This window comes from Dechloromonas sp. TW-R-39-2, assembly GCF_016864195.1.
Taxonomy (GTDB): Bacteria; Pseudomonadota; Gammaproteobacteria; order Burkholderiales; family Rhodocyclaceae; genus Azonexus.
Window position 1 is genome coordinate 2,103,516 of sequence record NZ_CP045202.1, and the last position, 15,646, is coordinate 2,119,161.

At 55.9% G+C, this 15,646-nt stretch carries 20 protein-coding genes; 17 read left to right on the forward strand and 3 right to left on the reverse strand.

Annotated features, from left to right (window positions below; all coding sequences use genetic code 11):
• Positions 1-338 precede the first annotated feature (338 nt).
• From GBK02_RS10100 to GBK02_RS10115, 4 genes are read left to right on the forward strand one after another with little or no spacing between them, the layout of a single operon-like run.
• Positions 339-1,355 carry an RluA family pseudouridine synthase gene (locus GBK02_RS10100; RefSeq protein WP_203466552.1) on the forward strand — a complete coding sequence of 339 codons (1,017 nt, stop codon included), beginning with the start codon at positions 339-341 and terminating at the stop codon, positions 1,353-1,355.
• Positions 1,352-2,002 carry an HAD family hydrolase gene (locus tag GBK02_RS10105; RefSeq protein ID WP_203466553.1) on the forward strand — a complete coding sequence of 217 codons (651 nt, stop codon included), beginning with the start codon at positions 1,352-1,354 and terminating at the stop codon, positions 2,000-2,002. Before GBK02_RS10100 ends, GBK02_RS10105 begins: the two co-directional genes overlap by 4 nt.
• Positions 1,981-2,340, forward strand: coding sequence for a Rieske 2Fe-2S domain-containing protein (locus tag GBK02_RS10110; protein WP_203466554.1), 360 nt, complete (start codon positions 1,981-1,983; stop codon positions 2,338-2,340). The genes GBK02_RS10105 and GBK02_RS10110 overlap by 22 nt, the downstream gene beginning before the upstream one ends.
• A complete protein-coding gene (locus GBK02_RS10115) occupies positions 2,333-3,295 on the forward strand; it encodes a S49 family peptidase (RefSeq protein WP_203466555.1) in 963 nt (320 codons plus the stop codon). Before GBK02_RS10110 ends, GBK02_RS10115 begins: the two co-directional genes overlap by 8 nt.
• Before the next feature lie 4 nt (positions 3,296-3,299).
• Here GBK02_RS10115 and GBK02_RS10120 read toward each other — a convergent pair whose 3' ends face one another.
• Positions 3,300-4,007 (reverse strand): SAM-dependent methyltransferase, encoded by a 708-nt coding sequence (locus GBK02_RS10120; RefSeq protein ID WP_203466556.1) that lies wholly within the window; start codon positions 4,005-4,007, stop codon positions 3,300-3,302.
• Positions 4,007-4,588 carry a Maf family nucleotide pyrophosphatase gene (locus tag GBK02_RS10125; RefSeq protein WP_203466557.1) on the reverse strand — a complete coding sequence of 194 codons (582 nt, stop codon included), beginning with the start codon at positions 4,586-4,588 and terminating at the stop codon, positions 4,007-4,009. Before GBK02_RS10125 ends, GBK02_RS10120 begins: the two co-directional genes overlap by 1 nt.
• Before the next feature lie 36 nt (positions 4,589-4,624).
• Between GBK02_RS10125 and GBK02_RS10130 the strand changes: the two genes are divergently transcribed.
• The 9 genes from GBK02_RS10130 to GBK02_RS10170 all read left to right on the forward strand — a co-directional run bounded on the left by GBK02_RS10130 (position 4,625) and on the right by GBK02_RS10170 (position 11,199).
• The gene (locus tag GBK02_RS10130) at positions 4,625-5,188 is read left to right on the forward strand and encodes a DUF177 domain-containing protein (RefSeq protein ID WP_203466558.1); all 564 of its coding nucleotides are present in this window, start codon (positions 4,625-4,627) and stop codon (positions 5,186-5,188) included.
• Between the two features lie 18 nt (positions 5,189-5,206).
• The gene (gene rpmF, locus GBK02_RS10135) at positions 5,207-5,386 is read left to right on the forward strand and encodes a 50S ribosomal protein L32 (RefSeq protein ID WP_203466559.1); all 180 of its coding nucleotides are present in this window, start codon (positions 5,207-5,209) and stop codon (positions 5,384-5,386) included.
• Between the two features lie 53 nt (positions 5,387-5,439).
• Positions 5,440-6,471, forward strand: a complete 1,032-nt coding sequence (gene plsX, locus GBK02_RS10140) for a phosphate acyltransferase PlsX (protein WP_203466560.1) — start codon at positions 5,440-5,442, stop codon at positions 6,469-6,471.
• On the forward strand, positions 6,472-7,431 hold the full coding sequence (locus GBK02_RS10145; RefSeq protein ID WP_203466561.1) for a beta-ketoacyl-ACP synthase III: 960 nt from the start codon (positions 6,472-6,474) through the stop codon (positions 7,429-7,431).
• Between the two features lie 16 nt (positions 7,432-7,447).
• Positions 7,448-8,374, forward strand: coding sequence for an ACP S-malonyltransferase (gene fabD, locus GBK02_RS10150; protein WP_203466562.1), 927 nt, complete (start codon positions 7,448-7,450; stop codon positions 8,372-8,374).
• Positions 8,375-8,376: 2 nt separating this feature from the next.
• Positions 8,377-9,117, forward strand: coding sequence for a 3-oxoacyl-ACP reductase FabG (gene fabG / locus GBK02_RS10155; RefSeq protein ID WP_203466563.1), 741 nt, complete (start codon positions 8,377-8,379; stop codon positions 9,115-9,117).
• 73 nt (positions 9,118-9,190) lie between these two features.
• Positions 9,191-9,427, forward strand: a complete 237-nt coding sequence (gene acpP, locus GBK02_RS10160; RefSeq protein ID WP_203466564.1) for an acyl carrier protein — start codon at positions 9,191-9,193, stop codon at positions 9,425-9,427.
• A 72-nt stretch (positions 9,428-9,499) separates the two neighbouring features.
• Positions 9,500-10,735 (forward strand): beta-ketoacyl-ACP synthase II, encoded by a 1,236-nt coding sequence (gene fabF / locus GBK02_RS10165; protein ID WP_203466565.1) that lies wholly within the window; start codon positions 9,500-9,502, stop codon positions 10,733-10,735.
• A 26-nt stretch (positions 10,736-10,761) separates the two neighbouring features.
• Complete coding sequence (locus GBK02_RS10170; RefSeq protein ID WP_203466566.1) at positions 10,762-11,199, forward strand: protein YgfX; 438 nt, start codon at positions 10,762-10,764, stop codon at positions 11,197-11,199.
• Here GBK02_RS10170 and nadB read toward each other — a convergent pair.
• Positions 11,174-12,751, reverse strand: coding sequence for an L-aspartate oxidase (nadB, locus tag GBK02_RS10175; protein ID WP_203466567.1), 1,578 nt, complete (start codon positions 12,749-12,751; stop codon positions 11,174-11,176). The genes GBK02_RS10170 and nadB overlap by 26 nt on opposite strands.
• Before the next feature lie 170 nt (positions 12,752-12,921).
• Here nadB and rpoE point away from each other — a divergent pair, with 170 nt between their 5' ends.
• The 4 genes from rpoE to GBK02_RS10195 are packed head-to-tail and all read left to right on the forward strand — an operon-like array spanning position 12,922 to position 15,630.
• Positions 12,922-13,521 carry an RNA polymerase sigma factor RpoE gene (gene rpoE, locus GBK02_RS10180; RefSeq protein WP_203466568.1) on the forward strand — a complete coding sequence of 200 codons (600 nt, stop codon included), beginning with the start codon at positions 12,922-12,924 and terminating at the stop codon, positions 13,519-13,521.
• Positions 13,518-13,955, forward strand: coding sequence for a SoxR reducing system RseC family protein (locus tag GBK02_RS10185; RefSeq protein ID WP_203466569.1), 438 nt, complete (start codon positions 13,518-13,520; stop codon positions 13,953-13,955). The genes rpoE and GBK02_RS10185 overlap by 4 nt, the downstream gene beginning before the upstream one ends.
• A 21-nt stretch (positions 13,956-13,976) precedes the next feature.
• Positions 13,977-15,395 (forward strand): DegQ family serine endoprotease, encoded by a 1,419-nt coding sequence (locus GBK02_RS10190; RefSeq protein WP_203466570.1) that lies wholly within the window; start codon positions 13,977-13,979, stop codon positions 15,393-15,395.
• Positions 15,385-15,630, forward strand: coding sequence for a glutaredoxin family protein (locus GBK02_RS10195; protein WP_203466571.1), 246 nt, complete (start codon positions 15,385-15,387; stop codon positions 15,628-15,630). The genes GBK02_RS10190 and GBK02_RS10195 overlap by 11 nt, the downstream gene beginning before the upstream one ends.
• Positions 15,631-15,646: the final 16 nt, after the last annotated feature.

Here is a 15,646-nt window from a genome sequence, read left to right on the forward strand (position 1 = left end):
GTTTCAGTTAGCGGATTGCGTCATAAAGTAAATGGCAAAAGGCGACGAAGAAAGTGCTGATCAACAAATGGCTGCGTGTTTTTTATTGAAATTCGCAACCTGATAATTCCTGCAACGGGCAATCCGTGCGTGCTTAAGGCGGGCTAATCCATTAACATCACTACTTTTGGTGAGTGAACTTAACCAGTCGTTTTGCGTTGGTCTGGCTTGTGCAAGTGGCGCAAGTGAGACTTCGGAGCCTGCCGCATGGCGGTCGCGCTTGTAGCGCGAGGCAAACGGTCTGACGGTTCAGGATCTCTTGCAAACCGAGACGCAAAACGTAGGCAGTATATTAGAAAATGAATGGTGCTGGGAACAATTCGGTTGCCTATGTGGTAATCAGTGAAGAAGAGCAGGGCCAGCGCCTTGACAACTTTTTGATACGACGCTGCAAAGGGGTGCCGAAGAGCCACCTTTATCGCATTTTGCGCAGCGGCGAAGTGCGGGTGAATAGCCGCCGGGTTGATGCAACTTATCGCCTGTGTACCGGCGACAATCTCCGTATTCCGCCCATGCGGATTGCCGAGCGTCCACAGAATGAAGTCGACGAAGCCGCCAAACAGCGTACCGATTTGCCGATCATCTACGAAGATGACGCAATGCTGATTATCGACAAGCCGGAGGGAATTGCTGTTCATGGCGGCAGCGGTGTCAGCTTTGGTGTGATCGAGGCGCTTCGCCGCCAACGTCCGCAAGCCAAGTTTCTTGAATTGGCGCACCGTCTCGATCGTGAAACATCGGGCATTCTTCTGGTCGGCAAGAAGAGGTTGGCGCTGACGGCGCTGCATGACATGTTCCGCGAGCACGGTGCCGGTGCCGACAAGCGCTACTTGGTATTGGTCAAGGGGCGCTGGATGAACAACACCCAGCACGTCAAGCTGCCTTTGTACAAATATCTGACCGAAGGCGGTGAGCGTCGCGTCATGGTGCGCGATGACGGCAAGGCGTCGCACACGGTTTTCCGCCTGCTGGCTCGCTGGCCGGGCGTGAGCTTGATTGAGGCTCAGTTGAAGACTGGCCGGACACACCAGATTCGCGTCCATTTGTCGCATCTGGGATTTCCCATTCTCGGCGACGAGAAGTATGGTGATTTTTCACTCAACAAAGTGCTCAAGCGCGATGGATTGAAACGCATGGCGCTTCACGCTTGGCGCATGGCATTCAAGCATCCGTTAACCGGTGATCCGCTCGAATCGTTTGCGCCCATGCCGGATGGCATTCGCAGCTATATTGCTGCGGTCGACGCGCAAAACGTGAGGGAATTCACGGCGGACAATTACGAGCAGATTCTTTCTCGGCAGAATTCGAATTCATGAAATACCAACTTGTTGTTTTTGACTGGGATGGCACATTGCTTGATTCCGCAGGGGCTATCGTCAATGCGATTCAGGCCTCGTGTCGCGACCTTGGCCTGGAAGAGCCAAGCGATGCGCAGGCGCGGCATGTGATCGGCCTCGGGCTGGCGGATGCCATGCGGCACGCCGTGCCAAGCCTGCCGCCTGAGCGGATTCACGAAATGGTTGAGCGCTATCGCTTCCATTATCTTTCCGCCGATCATCAACTGGTGCTATTTCCCGGCGTTTGCGAAATGCTTGCTCGCCTGCAGGTCGCGGGACACGTGCTGGCGGTTGCGACAGGTAAAAGTCGCCTCGGACTGAATCGTGCCTTCGAGCATTCGGGCTTGGGAGCATTGTTCCAGGCGTCGCGCTGCGCCGATGAGTGTCACTCGAAACCGCATCCGCAAATGCTTGAGGAGTTGATGGCCGAATTTGGCGTTGCGAGCGAGTCGACCGTGATGATCGGTGATACCTCGCATGATCTGCTAATGGCAAAAAATGCAGGCGTCGACGGCCTGGCTGTGACTTATGGCGCCCATCCGCTGGTGCATTTGCAGGAGTGCCAACCCAAAGCTTGTTTGCACGATGTTCGGGAACTCGATCAGTGGCTGAAAACTTACGGCTGATCTGCGATGGCTCGGCGGTGATCGAGTCGGGCAAAGGCGTTCGCTTTTCTGTCGAGCGTTACGGCCGAACCGTGCCGGCCTTCGTGATTCGCTACCGGGGAGGCGTCTTTGCTTATTTCAATGAATGTGCGCACGTTCCGGCGCAGCTGGATTGGCAGCCCGGTGAGTTCTTTGATGATTCCAAGCTATACTTGATCTGCTCGATACATGGCGCGCTTTATGCTCCTGAAACCGGGCGCTGCCTGGGTGGACGCTGTCAGGGTAGGGGTTTGAAACCCTTGGTGGTCTGCGAAATTAACGGGCAGGTTTTTTTGGATCAAGAAACGATAAATGGATAATTCCCAACTCCCCGGCAATACCCCCACATGGGAGCGTCAGACGCTCGAAAAACTCGCCTTTGCTGCGCTCGATGAGCAAAAAGCCAAGCGTCGCTGGGGGATTTTTTTTAAAGCTCTGGGCTTTGCCTATTTGCTGGTTGTGCTTTTTGCAGTTGTTGATTGGGGATCCGGCGCTCAGCACGAGGAGCGCCATACCGCACTGATCAATCTGTCGGGCGTCATCGAATCAAAAGGCGAGGCTACGGCCGAAAACCTGATTGCCGCCTTGCATGCCGCCTACGAAGAAAAGAATGTGGCCGGCGTCATTCTTCGCATCAACAGCCCCGGCGGAAGCCCGGTGCAGGCCGGGATGATCAACGACGAAATTCGTCGTTTGCGGGCCAAGTATCCGGATAAGCCGATCTACGCGGTGATCGAGGATATGTGTGCCTCGGGTGGCTATTACGTGGCTGTCGCGGCAGATTCGATCTACGTCAACAAAGCAAGCATCGTCGGCTCGATCGGTGTGCTGATGGATGGTTTCGGCTTTAATGGCGTGATGGATAAATTTGGTGTCGAGCGTCGTTTGCTGACTGCCGGTGAGAACAAGGGGTTCCTTGATCCATTCTCGCCGCAGGTTGAGAAGCACAAGCAACATGCTCAGTCCTTGCTTAACGATATTCACGCGCAGTTCATCGATGTCGTCAAGACCGGGCGCGGCAAGCGTCTCAAGGAGTCTCCGGATATGTTCTCCGGTTTGATGTGGACCGGCGCACAGAGTATCCAGCTGGGTCTGGCCGATCAGTTTGGTAGCGTCGATTCCGTGGCGCGCGATGTCATCAAGGCGGAAAAAGTCCTCGATTATTCGGTCAAGGACAATATCGCCGAGCGTTTTGCCAAGCGTCTTGGGGCTGGCGCGGTCAACGGCTTATGGAAAGGCATTTCCGAAAGCGCACAGGATGCACGCTTTCGTTAAGGCTTCAGGCTAGCATCAGAAAAACAGTTGGACGCCGCTCGATTTCGGGCGGCGTTTGTTTTTTCCACTGGGCAATTGTTCGTGTCAGGACTGACTCGCTCGGCAGTGTCAGGTCGGTGGCAACGGTAAGGCGGGTTGCCGGCTGGCAGGTTTGCAGGATTGCATCGAACATCGCCCGGTTGCGGTAGGGTGTTTCGATAAACAACTGAGTCTGCTGACGCTTTCGGGATTCGCTTTCAAGGTCGCGCAGCGCCTTGCTGCGGTCGACTTCCTTGGTGGGCAGATATCCCTGGAAGGCAAAACGCTGGCCGTTAAGGCCAGAGGCCATCAATGCCAGGAGTAGCGACGATGGGCCAATCAGTGGAACAACGCGGATTCCTTCTTTCTGGGCGAGGGCTACGAGATTTGCCCCCGGATCGGCGACAGCCGGGCAGCCAGCTTCGGAAAGCAGACCTACATCGAGCCCGAGGCGCAGCGGGGCAAGCAGGCGATCAAGGGCATCAGATTTGGTGTGCTCGTTGAGTTCTTCAAGTTGCAACTCCTGGAGCGCCTTGTTCGTCCCGGCTGCTTTGAGAAAAGCGCGGGCGGTTTTTGCCTGCTCAACGACAAAATATTCGAGCGGGCGAATGGTATCCAGAACATTGGCTGGCAAAGAGTGCTCCGGCGCTGTTGGGCCGAGCGGTACCGGAATGAGATATAGCGTGCCGGGCATTACAGGATGGCCACGTTTTGTTGGCGCAGCAGGTCGCAGAGGGCGATCAGGGGTAGGCCAACCAATGCATTCGGATCGTCACCCTGCATGCTTTTGAGTAATGCGATCCCCAGTCCTTCGGATTTTGCCGAGCCGGCGCAGTTATAGGCAGGCTCGCGGCGCAGGTAGTTGTCGATTTCGTTGTCGCTGAGTTCACGAAAGCTGACCAGTGTCGAAACACCGCGCACTTCGGCTTGATCGGTGCGAGCGTTGTACAGGCAAAGGCCGGTAAAGAAATTGACGGTTTTTCCCGAGAGTGCACGCAACTGTTCAACGGCGCGCTCGTGCGTGCCGGGTTTTCCATAGATTTTGCCGTCGACCGTGGCAACCTGGTCGCTGCCAATAATCAGTGCGCCAGGATGGTTTGCGGCGGCAGCCCGTGCCTTGGCTTCGGACAGGCGCAGGGCAAGCGCCTGTGGAGCCTCGTCGGGAAGGGGGGTTTCGTCGGTCTGGGGGTTGGCGACGGTGAATGGCAGGCCAAGTCGCTCCAGAAGTTCGCGGCGATATGGGGAGGTTGAGGCGAGAATAAGTGGCTGGGTCATGAAAGTTTAGTTACAACAATGTGTTGCGCCGACTTCTTGAAGCAGCACTTTGTTTTGACTTGGAAAGCCAAAAATAATATCATCTCGCGTTTAAGTCGTAACGGTTCGAGATTGAAAAGAATTACTGACGCTTTTGTCTTTGCCCGGGATGGTCGAGTTCTCAAGGGAACGCTACCTGTCTCGAGCTTTGAACGCTTGGAAGATTTGCTGGTTGAAACGACTGGTGATCTGGAATTCCAGCTTCATGGCTACAAGGCCGAGCACGGAAAGTACATGCTGCACTTGGAAGTGAGCGGGATTCTCCCGCTGGCATGCCAGCGCTGCCTGCAGGCAATTCCATTTGAGCTTGATGTCGATAGTCTGCTGGAGCTGATCCCGGAAGGCGCCGACATGTCGCAAGACGAACTGGAAGACGACACCCGTGATTTCCTGCCGGTGGCAGGCGAACTTGATGTGGTCGAATTGGTAGAGGATGAAATTCTTCTGACGCTGCCGTTCGCACCGAGGCATGAAAAATGTGGTTTGCCTGGTGCAGCCGATGCTGGTGAGCGGATTAACCCGTTTGCCACGCTGGCTGGGCTTAAAGGCAAGCCGAACTGATTTTATTGGAGTATCAACATGGCCGTTCAACAGAACAAAAAATCCCCTTCCAAGCGTGGCATGCACCGCGCACACGACTTCCTGGTTGCCCCGCCGCTGGCTGTTGAGCCGACGACCGGCGAAACGCACCTGCGCCACCATATTTCCCCCAACGGTTTCTACCGTGGCAAGAAGGTCCTGAAGGCCAAGGGCGAGTAATCGTTCATTGAAGGGCAGGCGACTCTGATGGGTCGCCTGCCTTTTATTTTGCCATGACATCCCGCATCGCTATTGATTGCATGGGGGGAGACCACGGTCCGTCAGTGACGGTACCTGCGGCTACCCAATTTCTGGCACAGCATCCGGCAGCTCATCTGATCCTCGTTGGTCAGGAGGACGTTTTGCGTCCATTGCTTGGTGTTGATGCCGAAAATCCGCGTCTGCGCATCGTTCACGCCTCCGAAGTAGTGGAGATGGACGAATCGCCCGCGCTCGCCATGCGCAACAAAAAAGACTCGTCCATGCGTGTCGCCGTCAATCTCGTCAAGTCCGGCGAGGCGGACGCCTGCGTTTCTGCGGGCAATACTGGCGCACTGATGGCGATTTCACGCTTTGTTCTCAAAATGCTGCCAGGCATTGAGCGCCCTGCAATTTGCGCGCCTCTGCCGACGGTTAACGGCCATACCCACATGCTTGACCTGGGGGCCAACGTTGACTGCGGCCCCGAGCACTTGCTTCAGTTCGGCATCATGGGGGCCATGCTGGTTGCTGCCATGGAGCAGAAGGACCGGCCAAGCGTCGGCATCCTCAATATTGGCACCGAGGAAATCAAGGGCAACGAGGTCGTCAAGGCGGCGGCTGAACTGCTCCGCGCCTCCGATCTGAACTTCATTGGCAATGTTGAGGGTGATGGCATCTACAAGGGTGAAGCAGATGTCATTGTCTGTGACGGCTTTGTGGGTAACGTGGCACTTAAAACATCGGAAGGCCTGGCGCAGATGCTGGCGTCTTCCTTGCGCAGCGAATTCAAGCGCAACTGGCTGACCAAATTTGCCGCACTGATCGCCATATCCGTGTTGAATAATTTCAAACGCCGTTTCGATCATCGTCGTTATAACGGTGCGATCCTGCTTGGTTTGAAGGGCATTTCCGTCAAAAGTCATGGTTCGGCTGACGTTCTGTCATTCGGCAATGCGATTGGCCGGGCGTACGACGCTGCAGAGAACCGTGTCCTGGAGCGAATCGCCGGTCGTATCGCCGAGATGACCAGCGCTGCACCGGCTGAAGCCGGAGAGAGTATCTGAATGTTTGCACGATTGATCGGTACTGGTAGCTACCTGCCCGGTGAGCCTGTCAGCAACAACGACCTCGCAGCACGTGGCATCGATACGAACGATGAATGGATTGTGACGCGGACCGGTATTCGCAGTCGTCACCTGGCCACGCCGGGTGCAACCTCGAGTGAATTGGGTCTTATTGCTGCACAACGTGCGCTCGAAATGGCGGGCGTATCAGCCGGCGATCTTGATCTGATTATCGTTGCCACATCGACGCCGGACTTTATTTTCCCGAGCACCGCCTGTTTGATTCAGGGCAACCTGGGTAACAAGGGGGCTGCGGCATTCGATGTCCAGGCTGTTTGTGCCGGCTTCACCTACGCGCTCGGCATTGCTGAAAAATTCATTTGTTCCGGCAGTCACAAGCGGGCGCTTGTGATCGGTGCAGAAGTTTTTTCGCGTATTCTCGACTGGAATGATCGCGGCACCTGCGTGCTTTTTGGCGATGGTGCGGGTGCGGTTGTTCTTGAAGCCTCCGAAGAAACCGGCATTCTTGCAACTGCAATGCATGCCGATGGCAGCCAGAACGGAATTCTCAACGTGCCAGGCCAGATTTGTGGCGGGCAAGTGACTGGCGATCCTTTCCTGCGCATGGACGGGCAGGCTGTCTTCAAGTTTGCCGTGCGCGTTCTGGCTGATATTGCCGAAGAAGTCTGTCTTGCTGCGAATTGCGCAACGAACGATGTCGATTGGTTGATTCCGCATCAAGCCAATATCCGCATCATCGAAGCGACCGGCAAGCGCCTGGGAATTGATCGCAGCAAAGTGATTGTCAGCGTCGACCGCCACGGCAATACCTCGGCTGCTTCGGTGCCGCTAGCTCTCGATGAAGCTGTGCGCGATGGCCGCATCCAGCGCGGCCAGAAAGTTTTGCTTGAAGGCGTCGGTGGCGGCTTCACCTGGGGCGCAGCCCTGCTTGAATTCTGATACAGGAGACCGAAGAATGTCTTTTGCTTTCGTTTTTCCCGGCCAAGGCTCACAAAGTGTTGGCATGATGGCCGCCTACGGCGATGCAGCCGTTGTCCGCGCCACTTTTGACGAAGCCTCGGCGGCATTGGGCGATGATCTGTGGGCCATGGTTGCCGAAGGTCCGGCTGAAATCCTCACCCAAACCGTTAATACGCAGCCAGTCATGTTGACCGTAGCAATCGCTGCATGGCGCTTGTGGCTGGAAAAAGGCGGCCGCCAACCTGCTGTTCTCGCCGGACATAGCCTGGGCGAATACTCCGCACTGGTTGCTGCTGGCGTGATTGAGTTCAAGGATGCTGTGCCGCTGGTGCGTCTGCGCGCCGCCGCAATGCAGGAAGCCGTTCCGGTGGGTACCGGTGCAATGGCCGCAGTACTGGGGCTTGATAATGCCGGTATCGTCGCAGCCTGCGTTGAGGCAGCACAGGGCGAGGTTGTCGAACCAGTTAACTTCAACGCCAATGGTCAGACCGTAATTGCCGGCCACAAGGCGGCAGTCGAACGCGCCATGGAGGCCTGCAAAGCCCGTGGGGCAAAAATGGCCAAGGCATTGCCGGTTTCTGCCCCGTTCCATTCTTCGCTGATTCGTCCTGCCGCCGACAAGCTGGCCGCACGTCTGGCTGAATTGACACTGAACGCACCGAATATTCCGGTAATCAACAACGTTGATGTTGCCATCGAAAACGATCCAGCCTGCATCAAGGATGCCCTGATTCGCCAGGCTTACAACCCTGTTCGCTGGGTGGAAACCATTCAGGCCATGGCTGCGCTGGGCGTGACCACCGTCGCCGAATGCGGTCCGGGCAAAGTTCTTGCTGGCCTAACCAAGCGCTGTGCCGACGGGGTAAGTGGCGTCGCACTGGCTGATGCCGCCTCGATCGAAGCAAATCTTGGGCTGGAATAATCATGTTGAACGATAAAATTGCACTGGTTACCGGTGCCACCCGCGGTATCGGGCGTGCCATTGCACTCGAACTGGGAAAGCAGGGCGCAACTGTCGTTGGTACTGCAACCAGTGCCGATGGCGCAGAAAAAATTTCTGCCTATCTGGCTGAAGCAGGTATCAAGGGCAAGGGTATTGCACTCGATGTCTGCGATGTACCGCAGACTGATGCGGCACTGGCTGATATTTCCAAGGAATTTGGCGCGATCGGGATTTTGGTCAATAACGCCGGAATTACTCGTGACAATCTGACCATGCGCATGGGTGACGATGAGTGGGATGCCGTCATCGATACCAACCTGAAAGCGGTATTCCGGCTTTCGCGCGGTGTCATGCGCGGCATGATGAAAGCCCGTTTTGGCCGTATTGTTAATATTACTTCCGTGGTGGGCTACTCCGGCAATGCCGGGCAGGCCAACTATTGCGCCGCCAAGGCTGGCGTCGCTGGCATGTCCCGTTCGCTGGCACGTGAACTGGGTAGCCGCAACATCACGGTCAACTGCGTTGCGCCGGGCTTTATTGCAACCGACATGACGCATGCACTCGATGACAAGCAGAAGGAAGCCATGCTGGCTTCCATTCCGCTTGGCCGTGCTGGCACACCGGAGGATATCGCCGGTGCCGTCAGTTTCCTCGTATCCCCGGCAGCTGCCTATGTCACCGGCACGACAGTGCATGTGAATGGCGGCATGTTCATGGATTAATTCCCCGAAGCCCCGGCTTTTGGTAAACTTATAACGTTTTTTTTCGTACCCCTCAGGGGAAGGAGCTTTTCTAATGGATAACATCGTAGAGCGCGTCAAGAAGATCGTCGCCGAACAACTGGGCGTGAACGAAGCGGACATCAAGAACGAGTCCTCCTTCGTGGACGATCTGGGCGCGGATTCCCTGGACACCGTTGAACTGGTCATGGCACTGGAAGAGGAATTCGAGACCGAAATTCCGGACGACCAGGCTGAAAAGATCACGACGGTTCAACAGGCTGTCGATTTCATCCTCGCCAACAAGAAGTAATCCAATTCTGGTTGAACCAGGCAAGGCCGGCCCCCATGGCCGGCCTTGCTACATTTGCTTTCGGAGTGCACCTTGGCGCGTCGCAGAGTCGTAGTCACCGGTCTGGGCATTGTCAGTCCGGTCGGAAATACCGTCGAAGAAGCTTGGCAGAATATTCTGGCAGGTCGTTCCGGTATTGCCCCCATCACCAAGTTCGATACATCCACCTTCCCGGTTCAGTTTGGCGGTGAGGTCAAGAACTTTGATATCACCCAATACATTTCTGCCAAGGATGCGCGGCGAATGGATGATTTCATCCATTTCGGCCTGGCTGCCGGCATGCAGGCTGTACGTGATGCAGGTCTGGACAAGGAAAACGTTGTCGATCTGGAACGCGTCGGTGTAGCCATTGGTTCGGGCATCGGCGGTTTGCCGCTGATCGAGCAAACCAAGGAAGAGTACACAGCCGGTGGTGTCCGCAAGGTATCGCCGTTCTTTGTGCCTGGCTCGATCATCAACATGATTTCCGGCAATCTGTCGATCGAATACGGGTTCAAGGGGCCGAATATCGCCCTGGTTTCCGCTTGTACTACAGGAACACATTCAATCGGTGATGCTGCACGTATCATCGAATACGGTGATGCCGACGTGATGGTGGCCGGCGGTGCTGAATCAACCGTTTCGCCGCTCGGCATGGGCGGTTTCTGTGCCGCTCGCGCCTTGTCGACGCGCAACGATGATCCCAGCACGGCTAGTCGTCCGTGGGACAAGGATCGCGATGGCTTTGTGCTGGGTGAAGGAGCCGGTGTTCTTGTTCTTGAAGAGTACGAACACGCCAAGGCCCGCGGCGCCAAGATCTATGCCGAACTGGTTGGCTACGGCATGAGTGCCGATGCTTATCACATCACCGCACCGAACATGGACGGCCCACGTCGTTCCATGGTCAATGCACTGAAGAATGCCGGTATTGCTCCATCCGATGTTCAGTACCTGAATGCCCATGGTACGTCGACGCCTTTGGGCGACAAGAACGAGTCGGATGCAGTCAAGGCTGCCTTTGGTGATGCTGCCTACAAGCTGGTGGTCAATTCGACGAAGTCGATGACTGGTCACTTGCTGGGTGGTGCGGGCGGTATCGAGTCGCTGTTTACCGTGCTGGCACTACATAACCAGATTTCCCCACCGACAATCAATATCTTTAATCAGGATCCGGAGTGCGATCTTGATTACTGTGCCAATACGGCACGACCAATGAATATTGAATATGCGCTGAAGAACAACTTCGGCTTTGGTGGGACCAACGGATCGCTGGTTTTCAAGCGTATCTAAAAGCGGTTTCCGAAAGGAATAGAACGGTGCAGCTTCCGATCACCATCGGGCTGCACCGTTCTCGTTTTATCGGTATCGCGCTCCAATTTACTGCTGTGCTGGCAGGTATCACGGTCTTTTTGATGCCCGTGGACCTGGCATTTCGTCTGGCTGGATTGGCAGTGATCGGCGCATTGGGCATCACCGCATGGCGTTGCTACAAAACACCGATACCGTGCATTCGCCTTGAACATAACGGCGATATAAACCTGCTTTCGGTGTCAGAGGCAGAGGCTGTCACCATGCAATTATTGCCCGGCGCTATTGTCCATCCGTGGCTGACGGTATTTCGTTTGAAATCCGGGCAAACCGGAGCGATCGTGATGATTGCCACGGTCGACAGCCTTGATAAGCAAAATTTTCGCCGCCTGCGCACTTTTTTGCGCTGGCGGGCTTCGTTCAATGCCCCGAGCGACGATGCTTGAGAACGGTGTTTTTTGCTTTTGACAGCATTTCCGGGTAGTCGCGCGAGAAGTGCAGGCCGCGGCTTTCCTTGCGTTGCATGGCGCAGCGGACAATCAAATCAGCCGTTACCACCAGGTTGCGCAACTCGATCAGGTCGTGACTGACCCGGAAGTTGGCATAAAACTCGTCAATTTCACGTTTTAACAAGCCAATACGGTGTTTGGCACGCTTCAGGCGCTTGGTTGTCCGGACAATCCCGACGTAATCCCACATGAAACGACGCAATTCGTCCCAGTTGTGTGAAATGACGACTTCTTCGTCGGCATCCGTGACCCGGCTCTCGTCCCATTGGGGAAGTGCAGGGGCATCCATGGTTTTACTTGCCAGAATGTCGTTGACCGCAGCTTCGGCAAAAACGAGGCATTCAAGCAGGGAGTTCGAGGCCAGGCGATTCGCTCCATGCAAGCCGGTGCACGATGCTTCGCCGGCGACATACAGGCCGGCAACATCGGTACGGCCATGCAGGTCGCTGACGATGCCGCCGCAGGTGTAGTGCGCGGCAGGAACGACAGGAATCGGTTGGCTGGTGATGTCGATACCGAGTTCGAGGCAACGGGCGTGAATGTTTGGAAAATGGGTGCGAATGAACTCTTCGCCTTTGTGTGAAATGTCGAGGAAAACGCAATCGAGGCCGCGTTTTTTCATTTCAAAATCGATGGCTCGCGCCACGATGTCACGCGGTGCCAGTTCGGCGCGTTCGTCATGGTCGAGCATGAAACGAGTGCCGTCAGGCAGGCGAAGCAGACCGCCTTCACCGCGTACAGCCTCCGAGATCAGGAATGATTTGGCTTGCGGGTGATACAGGCAGGTGGGATGGAACTGGATGAATTCCATGTTCGAAACGCGGCATCCGGCACGGTAGGCCATGGCAATGCCATCCCCCGTCGAAGTATCCGGATTGGTCGTATAGAGATAAACCTTGCCGGCGCCGCCCGTGGCAAGCAGTGTATTGTTCGCGCCGATCGTGATCACATCGCCGCTGCGGCTATCTAGTATATAGGCACCAAAGCACCGATTTTCGCCCGTGCCGAGTTTGTCGCCGGTGATCAGGTCGATGGCAATGTGGCTTTCAAGAATAGTGATGTTTGGGTTGGCGCGGACTTTTTTAGTCAGCGTGTCCTGCACGGCAAAACCAGTAGCATCCGCGACGTGAATGACCCGACGTGCGCTATGGCCGCCTTCGCGGGTCAGGTGGTAGCCGGCGGCATCCTTGGTGAAGGGAACGCCCTGTTCGATCAGCCAATCGATTGCACGACGACCGTTTTCAACGACAAAGCGGGTTGCCGGCTCATCGTTGAGCCAGGCACCGGCGATTTGTGTGTCAAGGATGTGTGCTTCGATTGAGTCCTGGCTGTCGAGGACCGCGGCAATGCCGCCCTGGGCCCAGCCGGATGCAGAGTCTTCGAGACTCCGTTTGCTGACAAGAACCACGCGGCAATGCTTTGCCAGGCGAAGAGCGGCTGACTGACCGGCAAGGCCACTGCCAATGATAAGGACATCAAAATTCTGCACGGCTGTTCTTTGGTGGGTTTATTTCGCGCGAAATATAGCACGCAGCCAACGATTCATCCCGTTACATAAAGTCACAATTAAGGATAATTACCTATCGGCAGCCATAAAACGCCTGCGCTATACTGCGCTCCATAAACATACCAATGATTTCCCCGGGAAACACGAGAGCCATGACTGAGCGCGAGGTCGATCAAAAACTGGTCGAGAAGGCGCAAGGCGGAGATAAGCACGCCTTCGACCTGTTGGTTAGCAAATATCAGCGAAAGCTGGGGCGTTTGCTGTCGCGCTTTATTCGCGATCCGGCCGAGGTGGAGGACGTCTCCCAAGAGGCTTTCATCAAGGCTTACCGTGCCTTGCCCTCCTTCCGGGGGGACAGTGCTTTCTATACCTGGCTCTACCGGATCGGTATCAATACCGCAAAAAACTATCTGGTATCACAAGGCCGGCGTGCGCCGACCAGTACCGAGTTCGATAGCGAGGAGGCCGAAACTTTCGAGGATGCGGGCCTGTTGCGTGATATCAACACGCCGGAAAGCCTTTTACTGTCGAAACAAATCGGTCAGACAGTCAATGCCGCCATGGATGCCTTGCCCGATGAGTTGCGCCAGGCCATCGTTCTGCGCGAAATCGACGGCATGTCCTACGATGAGATTGCCGAGATCATGGATTGTCCGATAGGTACTGTTCGCTCCCGCATTTTCCGGGCACGCGAAGCTGTGGCTGCCAAATTGCGGCCCTTGCTCGATATTGCGCCGGATCGTCGCTGGTGAGCGCGCCGACCGAGTCGAGTACCGTCCGGGCGGTTGTTCGGGCGCTGGATGCAACGCAGGCCGTTGTTGAGGTTGAGTCCGGCGGTTGTGGTCGCTGCCATGAAGAAGGGGGCTGTGGCGGCCAGAATCTGACACAGATGTTTTGTGCCGGTCCCAAAACCTATCGTGTCGATAACGCAATCGGGGCTTCCGTTGGTGATCGGGTCACCGTTGCCATTGCACCGGGCAGTGTGCGTCGAGTGGCCAATCTGGCTTATGGCGTGCCGTTGACCGCGACAATCGCCGGCGCCGCATTCGGCGCTCAATATGGCGATGTCGGCTCGATGCTCGGCGCAGTTTCCGCATTGCTGCTCGCGGTGCTGTACGTTCGTTTTCGTTCGCGGGACGGCGCTGGAAATTACGCGGCTCGTCCCCATATTATTTCCCGTTCCTAGTTGATCAGGAGGTAACTGCCCATGAAACGTTTCATGGTTTTGATTTCCCTTTGTCTGTTCTTTTCTCTGGCCAGCGCACAGTCTCGCGGTTTGCCGGATTTTTCCGAACTGGCTGAGAAGCAGGGGCCAGCAGTCGTCAATATCAGTACGACACAAGTGGCGCGTAATGCTCAGGCAACGCCTTTCCCGTTCGATGAAAGCGACCCGGCCTTCGAGTTTTTCAAGCGATTCATCCCACGCGCTCCCGGTGGGAATGCGCCTCGGGAGTTTGAGAACAAGTCGCTCGGTTCCGGTTTCGTGATCAGTGCCGACGGGCACATCCTGACCAATGCTCACGTTGTCGATGGCGCGGATGAGGTCACCGTTCGCCTGACGGACAAGCGTGAATTCAAAGCCAAAATCATTGGTGCCGACAAACGGACGGATGTGGCGTTGATCAAGATTGAGGCCAGCAATCTGCCTGTCGTCAAGTTGGCCGACCCGGCGCAATTGAAGGTTGGCGAGTGGGTGGTGGCGATCGGTTCCCCTTTTGGTTTCGATAACTCGGTGACGGCCGGGATTGTTTCGGCCAAGGGGCGCTCGCTGCCGCAAGAGAATTACGTGCCGTTTATCCAGACTGACGTGGCCATCAATCCGGGTAACTCTGGTGGCCCCTTGTTCAACATGCGTGGCGAAGTGGTAGGCATCAATTCGCAGATATATAGCCGCAGCGGCGGTTATATGGGTGTTTCGTTTGCTATTCCGATCGATGTGGCGATGGATGTCCAGCATCAATTGCGCGCCTCGGGCAAGGTCAGTCGCGGTCGACTGGGGGTTGTGATCCAGGAAGTCAGCAAGGAGCTGGCTGACTCGCTCGGCTTGAGCAAGCCGATGGGGGCTGTGGTCAATGCCGTCGAAAAAGGCGGGCCGGCAGACAAGGCCGGCTTGGAGGCGGGCGATGTCATTCTCCGTTTCGAGGGCAAGGTAATCGGCAATTCAGCCGATCTGCCACGCATGGTCGGTGCAACGCGGCCGGGTACGCGTTCGGTGCTTCAAGTCTGGCGCAAGGGCGCAACACGCGACATTCCGGTCGTTGTCGGTGAAATGGCTGACGAGAAACAAGCGGCCAGTCGACCGCAGCGTGGCATCAAGCCAGCAGAACAGGCGGCGAATCGACTTGGTCTGGTGGTCAGCGAACTAACGCCTGAACAAAAGCGCGAGTTGAAACTCCAGTCAGGCTTGCTTATCGAGGATATTCGTGGTGCCGGAGCACGTTCTGAACTTCGGGCGGGGGACATCATCGTTGCGCTGATCAGCAAGGGAGCAACCACGGAGGCCCGCACCGTTGAGCAATTCAACAAGTTGCTTGCCCAGTTTGAGAAGGGTAGCAACGTAACGTTGCTGATTCGGCGCGGTGAAATGCAGACTTTTGTAACCATAAAGGGCTTGAATGGCAATTGAACTCAAATTGTTGAGTCGCAGCTACTGCCATCTCTGTCATGACATGGAAGTGGCCCTGGCCCCGATCGCCGCTGAATTCGCGGCGACGGTGCTCGTTATCGATGTCGATGCGTATCCTGAACTGGAAGCTCGCTACGATGAACTGGTGCCTGTGTTGCTGCATGGCGAGGTTGAACTCTGCCATTACTTCCTGGACGCCCCTAAAGTCCGTGAATATTTGACCAAAATCCGCTAAAATTCAGGGTCTTCTG